The sequence below is a fragment of the Haloferax sp. s1 genome (assembly GCF_058382125.1).
Genome location: NZ_JBZRPK010000545.1, coordinates 1 through 6,960 on the forward strand (window position 1 = coordinate 1; position 6,960 = coordinate 6,960).

The 6,960-nt window shown below is 60.1% G+C and carries 9 protein-coding genes; 2 read left to right on the plus strand and 7 right to left on the minus strand.

The window, feature by feature from the left end; all coding sequences use genetic code 11:
• The 5 genes from QT222_RS09610 to QT222_RS09630 all read right to left on the minus strand — a co-directional run.
• On the minus strand, positions 1 to 355 hold a 355-nt coding region (locus QT222_RS09610), incomplete at its 3' end, for a glycosyltransferase family protein (RefSeq protein WP_491477036.1).
• 6 nt (positions 356 to 361) lie between these two features.
• The gene (locus QT222_RS09615) at positions 362 to 1,156 is read right to left on the minus strand and encodes a hypothetical protein (RefSeq protein ID WP_491477037.1); all 795 of its coding nucleotides are present in this window, start codon (positions 1,154 to 1,156) and stop codon (positions 362 to 364) included.
• Complete coding sequence (locus QT222_RS09620) at positions 1,125 to 2,312, minus strand: tubulin/FtsZ family protein (RefSeq protein ID WP_004059669.1); 1,188 nt, start codon at positions 2,310 to 2,312, stop codon at positions 1,125 to 1,127. Before QT222_RS09620 ends, QT222_RS09615 begins: the two co-directional genes overlap by 32 nt.
• A gap of 211 nt (positions 2,313 to 2,523) precedes the next feature.
• Positions 2,524 to 3,429 (minus strand): complex I NDUFA9 subunit family protein, encoded by a 906-nt coding sequence (locus QT222_RS09625; RefSeq protein ID WP_004059670.1) that lies wholly within the window; start codon positions 3,427 to 3,429, stop codon positions 2,524 to 2,526.
• 141 nt (positions 3,430 to 3,570) lie between these two features.
• The gene (locus QT222_RS09630) at positions 3,571 to 3,822 is read right to left on the minus strand and encodes a hypothetical protein (RefSeq protein WP_004059671.1); all 252 of its coding nucleotides are present in this window, start codon (positions 3,820 to 3,822) and stop codon (positions 3,571 to 3,573) included.
• Between the two features lie 73 nt (positions 3,823 to 3,895).
• Here QT222_RS09630 and tmk point away from each other — a divergent pair, with 73 nt between their 5' ends.
• Complete coding sequence (gene tmk / locus QT222_RS09635; protein WP_004059672.1) at positions 3,896 to 4,489, plus strand: dTMP kinase; 594 nt, start codon at positions 3,896 to 3,898, stop codon at positions 4,487 to 4,489.
• Between the two features lie 558 nt (positions 4,490 to 5,047).
• Here the strand turns inward: tmk and QT222_RS09640 are convergent.
• Positions 5,048 to 5,368: a DUF7991 family protein gene (locus QT222_RS09640; protein ID WP_004059674.1), complete on the minus strand. Its 321-nt coding sequence runs from the start codon at positions 5,366 to 5,368 to the stop codon at positions 5,048 to 5,050.
• A 149-nt stretch (positions 5,369 to 5,517) separates the two neighbouring features.
• Here QT222_RS09640 and QT222_RS09645 point away from each other — a divergent pair, with 149 nt between their 5' ends.
• Positions 5,518 to 6,564: a thiamine pyrophosphate-dependent enzyme gene (locus QT222_RS09645; protein ID WP_004059675.1), complete on the plus strand. Its 1,047-nt coding sequence runs from the start codon at positions 5,518 to 5,520 to the stop codon at positions 6,562 to 6,564.
• Positions 6,565 to 6,708: 144 nt separating this feature from the next.
• Here the strand turns inward: QT222_RS09645 and QT222_RS09650 are convergent, their stop codons facing one another.
• Positions 6,709 to 6,942, minus strand: a complete 234-nt coding sequence (locus QT222_RS09650; RefSeq protein WP_004059676.1) for an Lrp/AsnC ligand binding domain-containing protein — start codon at positions 6,940 to 6,942, stop codon at positions 6,709 to 6,711.
• Positions 6,943 to 6,960: the final 18 nt, after the last annotated feature.

Consider the following 6,960-nt stretch of genomic DNA (forward strand, 5'->3'; position numbering starts at 1 on the left):
CGTTCGTCCCTCCACCGAGACCGGGGGCAGCGACCACGTCGCCGTCGGTTGCGAACAGGCGGGTAAGTGCCGCCGGTGTCGCGAGCGCGAGGTCGGCCATGACAACGGCTACAGGCTCGTCACTTCCGAGTTCGTCTTCGACGACAGCGGAAAGCGGTCGGTCGTCGACCGTGACGGGTGCATCGACGTCGACGCGGGTGTCTGCGACCACCGATGGGTCGCCGCCGGCGTCCGTGACGGCGTCGAGCACGTCCCGGAGCATCGCGCTGGCGAAGTCGCGTCGCTCGTCGGCATCGAAAAATGAAGCGAGTCGTGTCTTCGGGGCGCGTCCCCCGAACGGTACGACGACTCGCACTGAGAATCAGCCCAGCTTGTCGTACGTGCTCTGCTGTGACCGCCAGTAGAGGAATCCACCGACGATGAGGGCGATGACTACGAGACCGCCCGCGGCGTAGATGAGCAGTTGCGTCGTCTGACTCGACTGCTTCGCCTTGTTCGCTTTCGTCTTTGCGTCCTCGGCGAGGTTCGACGCAAGTCCGAACTCGCCCCCTTCGAACGCTTCGACTGCGTTGTCGAACTGGTTCTGTGCGTCTTTCGTGTTGGCACCACTGGCAGCCGAGATGGCTGTCTGCGCACTGTCGAGTTTGTCGCGTGTGGCAGCGCTTTCCTGCGTGTAGTGGTGAGCCGTCCACGTGTCGATATCGTTACTGGAGCCGCCCTCGCGGGTCTGGTCGAGCGAGATGAGCGTGAACGACTGTTCGGGGTCGTAGGAGTACTCCTCGACCGCAGGCGTCGTTCCAGTCACGGAGACCTCAACTTCGCTCGTGCCGTCGTTTGCAGCGACCTGCGCGCCGCTGAAGTTCTGCCCGTCGAAGGACTGCTGGTCGACCTTCGCGCCCGTTTGGTCGTAGTACGTGACGGTCCACGTCACGTCTTCGAGTTCGGTCTCACCTGCAAGCGTCCACGATTCGAGTTGTGGGTCCTTGTAGAGTTCGTCGAGTGTGACCGATGTGGTCACCTTCGACCCGACTTCCTCCTCCTCGGGTACGTCCTTAGACGCAACGCTCACGGCACCTGCCGGAATCGCGGTGACCGACAGGAGCACGACGAGCGCGAGCGCCAGCTTAGAAAAGCGACTCCAGTTCGTCCTCGTCATCGTTTATGAGGTTCTCCAGATTGGAATCGCTCTCCTGTCTAATCTCTTCGATGTTGTCCTGCGCTTCGATGGCAACCTGCTGTAGCTCCTTGATGCGCGGGACGTTCGTCACGCCCGAGAGGAGGATGACACCAGCCACCTTCCCTGCGCCCGGAATCGGGTAGTCGCCGCCGCGAACTTCCATGGAACCGGTCTGCTCCTCGATCCATTTCCGCCCGCGCTCTATGCCTTTCCGGTTCAGATGCTCCGGCGGACCAGCGAGAACGAGCAGCGCGCGCTCTGCGCCTTCAATCTCACACGGGAGTGTGAGGCGGCCGAGTGCGGCTTTGCGCACGAGGCTGGTGATGCGGTTCGTAGTGTGTGCAGTATCGAGATTGTCGTCGGGTTCCTCACTGCCAGTGAGCCGCGACAGGAGGCCGCCACCCTTCTGCTTCCGAGGCTCAACGCCCTCGGAAGCGTAGCCGACGGTCGAAACGCCGCCGCCGGCGAGCGTGTTGATAATCTCCGACGAGTCGACGACGGACTCTGCGACTTCCTGTCCGTCTTGGACTTCGCCAGCGCCGAAGAGCACGCCGAAGCGGTTGACAATCTCTTCGTTAATCTCGTCGTAGCCACCCTGCACCGACTCACCGGTCTTCCGCCAGGCGTCGTTGTCGAACACGAGAAGGTTGTCAACCTCGCGGACGAACGTCTGGAAGGAGCGTGCGGCGTTCAGGGTGTAGATACCACCCTCGTCGGACCCCGGCAGGATGCCGAGACCGTAGACAGGCTCAGTGTAGATACGTTTGAGATGTTTTGCGAGGACCGGCGCGCCGCCGGACCCGGTACCGCCACCGAGACCGGAGACGACGAGGAAGGCGTCGACTTCGTGGACGGGGATGCTGTCGATAGCTCCCTGTACCTCGTCGATGTCCTCCTCGGCGATTTCGGCACCGAGTTCGTTGTCCGCACCGACACCATGTCCCTTCACGCGGGACTGGCCGATGAGGACGCGCTGGTCCTTCGGGATGTTCTTCAATCCGAGCAAGTCGGCTTTCGCTGAGTTCACTGCGACCGCAGCGCGGACGATTCCAGCGTTGCGTTCACGGTCGTACTCGACAAATTTGTCGACTACTTTTCCCCCGGCTTGCCCGAATCCGATCATTGCGAGCTTCATAGGTTCGGTCCCCTCGCCATTGCGTGAATGGCAGTACGAACGCGGACATAAGCGTTGTGATGGTAAGTGTATGACAAACGTCAGATTATGCGGAAAAATAGGACCCGCCGAAGCGGTGTTAAGCACACATTATCGTTCATAGAGCGATGAATGCGGCAGATTCTGCTGTTGTTCAGACCGAGATATGTTGCTAGGGTGGATTTTTTAATTGTCAGTTTCGTTCGGACAGATACGTCCCGAGTGTCTTCATCGAAGACGTGTCGACGCCGAACACAGTACAATCGTTTGTGTCCGTCGTGTTGTCGAACTGGAGCGAGCGATACTGGTCTTTCCCCATCGGGAACCCTGGAACCGCGCCAAGGACCGTCAATCCGATGCCAGCGAGGGCCATGGGGAGGGGGACGATGGTGATAGATTTCCCTTCGGCATCGTAGACCATCTCCGTAATCTCGCGGAGTGTGAGATTTTCTGGGCCGCCAATAGTGTACGTCTCGCCGACGTGTTCATCTCCCTCCACGGCGCCCGCGAGCATCGGGGCGAGGTCGCCGACCCAGATGGGTTGGAAGCGCGTCTTCCCGTTTCCGGGGAGTGGATAGAGGGGAACGCCGGGGGCGAACATCCCTTTGAGACGCTTGGTGAACGAGACGAACTCACCGCCGTCACCGAAGACGACGGACGGTCGGAAGATGACCCAGTCGAGGCCCGACGACTTAACCGCCCGCTCTGCTTTCCCTTTCGAGCGGATGTACGCCGTGTCACCCTCGGGGTCGGCACCGAGAGCACTCATCTGAACGACGCGGGGAACGTCGTGGGACTCGGCGGCCTTCACGACGTTTTCGGTCCCTTGCCAGTGGACGATATCGTGCATCCGGTTGCCTCCCTTTGGCTCGAACAACGGCGAGAGGGCGACGAGATTTACCACGGCATCCTGCCCCTCGAACTCGTCCGTCATGGAGTTGTAGTCCGTAACGTCACCAGTTGCCGTTTCGACACCGTCCGGAAGGTCTGCCCCGCTTGGACTCCGTGACATCGCGGTCACGTCGTGTCCTCGCGAGTGTAATTCGCGGCAGAGGTGGCTTCCGATAAATCCAGTTCCACCGACAACAAGGACGTTCATACCGTAATATTCGGCGGAATCAGGGTAAAGCTAACGGGGAAGTAAAATCGATTTCACTCGGAAACAATTTGGTGTCAATGACTGTCTCTATGAGTGTCATACTGTCTCTCTGAGAGATAACTAGACACGAAGGACGGAAACTTAGAATAATACCGACGGGGCAGCCGGACCGTCGGTTCGCTTGATGATTCGACCGACTTCGTCGTATACGACGAGTTCTTCGTTCGAGCGCTTCCATTCGTCCGGAGACTCATCGAGGTCGTCCACTTCCGCCAGTTTCGTTGCGAACAATTCGTGGTCAGGTGGAACGCTCTCGTCGAAGCGGACGATACTGTAGGACTGTTCGGTCGGGAGGAGGGTATCTGGCTGTCCGTAAGCGGATGGCACACGCATAGATAATTCTGAATTGACATTATCGTTGCGGCAGTTCGGGGTGCTTTTTCCGCAGCGCCGAATCTATGGGTGTATGCTCGTCACGCTTGAGGGCCTCGACGGAAGCGGCAAGACCACCGTCTGGGAGGCGCTCCACGATGTCTATCCGGATGCAGTCTTCACTCGGGAACCCACGTCGGATTCGTGGTACGGAGATGCGGTCAACCGTGCAATCGGCGACGACGACGCCGACCCGCTGGCGACGCTCTTTCTTTTCACCGCGGACCACGCCGACCACCTTTCGCGCGTCGTTCGCCCGGCGCTCGCCGAGGGAGACCTCGTCATCTCGGACCGCTACTCGGACTCCCGGTACGCCTATCAGGCCGCCTCGCTCCGCGACAGCGACCTCACGCGCCCGATGGAGTACATCATGGGTATCCACTCTGCGTTCTCGCGTCCGCCGGACAAGACCATCTACCTCGATGTGGACCCCGAGACGGCGGCCGCCCGAAGTGGGTCGACGAATAAGTTCGAGCAGGCAGCGTACCTCGCGGACGTGCGGGCGAACTACGAGCGACTCATCGACGCCGAACCGGAGCGGTTCGTCCGCGTCGACGCGACGCAGCCGCCGGAAGACGTACTCGATGCCGTCGAGTCGGCGCTCGAAGAGATTCTCGACGCGAACTGAGCGACACTCAAATACTGTCTCGAAAACAACGCGACGGCGTCATAGAGCCGTTCTCACATCCGTTCGATGTAGGTCGGCGGTGTCGTTCTCAAACCCTTCAGCAAAACTAACGACGCGGACCCAGAGTGGAAGTGACACGGGTAACACCCGTCAGAACTCCACGACTCCGATTTCGAGGTCGGTCGCACACTCTGGGCATTCGAAGGCCATCTCGTATTCTGCACAGCGTTTGTGAATCGTCCTCCCACACGCATCACAGTACACGTACTCGTCCGTCTCGATGCTATCGTGGCATGTTGTACACCGCTTCCCAATAAGCATAATGCATCCTTTCCCACGGTAGTATTACACACAGACATTCGTGGTAAGCGTTTTTGAAATCTACATGACCTATCAAATACCTTATGGAGAACAGTCCGTGCACACACTGACCGGGTGAGTGAAACAAACCACATCCGCCACATAAACTTGCCCGCTATAAACGTTCGAAGGAAGAGGCTCAAACTGAGCAGTCCAGTCAGAGACGACGTGTCGGTCGTCTCTACGGACTTACCTTCGCTACTGCGATTCGGGGAGGTTCTCGAACTCTTCCGGCGGCGGGACGTACAGCGTGTCGATAGTGAATCCGAGCGCTAGCGGCATGCCAATCATCACGCCGAACGCGGCCGTGGCACTGCCGAGGTCCACACCGATACCGAGCACCCCGGAGAATACCAGCGTCGAGACGAACAGCACGAGTGGGATGAGAAACAGCGCATACAGTATGTACCCCCACTGCGTCTTCAGTCGGAGGCGGAAGAAGCGCGTCATGACCGCCGCGATGAGGGTGTGGAGGATAATGACCACTCCCATGAGCACGAGGTTGACCACCGAGACCATATCCCGCCTACGGTGGCGGTGGTCTTTGGCCTGTCGCTCTCGGTGGCCGTCCCGTGCGCCCACGGAACAATAATAACTCGACTGGAGTACATCCCCACTGGAGTATGCGAACCGCAGACGTTTATCACGAAGGACCGTGACTGACCGCTATGCATCGACTCATCGCAGAGCGCGGGTTGGACGGAACGGGATTCACCGCCGAGGATGCTCGCACCGCCCTCCGCGACATGATTCGAGCGCGACGGTTCGACGAGCGTGCACTTGCTCTCCAGCGACGCGGCTGGATGAGCGGCTACCCGCCGTTCCATGGACAGGAAGCATCACAAATCGGAGCAGCCCACGCAATGCGCGAGGACGACGTGCTCTTGCCGACCTATCGGTCCAACGCCTTCCAAATCGCCCGTGGGGTCCCCCCGAGTGACCTGCTTCTCTTCCGCCGCGGTCACGCCGAGTACACCTCCGACCACGACGTGCCGGTGTTTCCACAGGCGGTCCCAATCGCCAGCCAAATTCCCCACGCCGCGGGCGTCGGTATGGCCGCGGACTACCGCGACGACGACTACGCGGCGCTGGCCTGCTTCGGCGACGGCGCGACGTCCGAAGGCGACTTCCACGAAGGGCTCAACTTCGCCGGTGTCTTCGACGCACCTGTCGTCTTCTTCTGTGAGAACAACGGGTGGGCGATTTCGCTCCCCCGCGACCGACAGACAGCAAGCGAGTCCATCGCTGCGAAGGCTGAGGCCTACGGCATCGAAGGAATGCAGGTTGACGGTAACGACCCGCTCGCAGTCAGGGGAGCCGTCGAGAAAGGACTGGAGAAGGCACGCAACGGCGAGCCAGTGCTCATCGAGAGCCTGACCTACCGACAGGGGCCACACACGACTGCGGACGACCCCTCGCGGTACCGCGACGACGACCCGGACCTTCCGGAGTGGCGGACCCGTGACCCGGTCGAACGCTTCGAGGAGTTCTGCCGTGAGCATGACATCGCCGATGACGACCTCATCGAATCGATGTACGAGGAAGCCAACGAGGAGCTACGCGAGGCCATCGAGATAGCCGAAGAGACTCCCGAACCCGGAACCGAGGAGCTATTCGGTCACATCTACGAGGAATTGCCGCCTGAACTCGCCCGCCAGCGCGAGGAACACGTCGAGTTTATCGAAGAACACGGCCCGTTCGATATCGAGCGCTAAGGCTAGACGACGAACGCTGCATAACTGGATTGGTGCGGCTGGTGCCGTTGCGATGGCACCGTAACCCGCCGCGTCAGTACCGTGGGCTGCTGCGTCGGTACCGTAGCTTGCCACATCAACACTGCAGCCCGCTGTGTCGCCACCTCAGTCGTCGAGCGATATATACGTCTTCGTGTCGGCGACACCTTCTAACCCTTGAATTCGACTCGATGCCGTCTTCAGCACCTCGTACACTGCGTCGGTGTCGACCTCGGCGATAACGTCGTACGCACCGGCGACGATGTGTGCCTCGGCCACCGCGTCGAAGTCGCGGATGGGACCGAGCAACTGTTCGGATTCCCCAGCGCCGGTCTTCACCATGATGAACGCGTGAACCATGCGTGATATATTCTACCA

Coding starts and splice junctions, on each gene's coding strand:
- QT222_RS09615 (WP_491477037.1), bottom strand. CDS start 1,156: ATGACGAGGACGAACTGGAGTCGCTTTTCTAAGCTGGCGCTCGCGCTC.
- QT222_RS09620 (WP_004059669.1), bottom strand. CDS start 2,312: ATGAAGCTCGCAATGATCGGATTCGGGCAAGCCGGGGGAAAAGTAGTC.
- QT222_RS09625 (WP_004059670.1), bottom strand. CDS start 3,429: ATGAACGTCCTTGTTGTCGGTGGAACTGGATTTATCGGAAGCCACCTC.
- QT222_RS09630 (WP_004059671.1), bottom strand. CDS start 3,822: ATGCGTGTGCCATCCGCTTACGGACAGCCAGATACCCTCCTCCCGACC.
- tmk (WP_004059672.1), top strand. CDS start 3,896: ATGCTCGTCACGCTTGAGGGCCTCGACGGAAGCGGCAAGACCACCGTC.
- QT222_RS09640 (WP_004059674.1), bottom strand. CDS start 5,368: ATGGTCTCGGTGGTCAACCTCGTGCTCATGGGAGTGGTCATTATCCTC.
- QT222_RS09645 (WP_004059675.1), top strand. CDS start 5,518: ATGCATCGACTCATCGCAGAGCGCGGGTTGGACGGAACGGGATTCACC.
- QT222_RS09650 (WP_004059676.1), bottom strand. CDS start 6,942: ATGGTTCACGCGTTCATCATGGTGAAGACCGGCGCTGGGGAATCCGAA.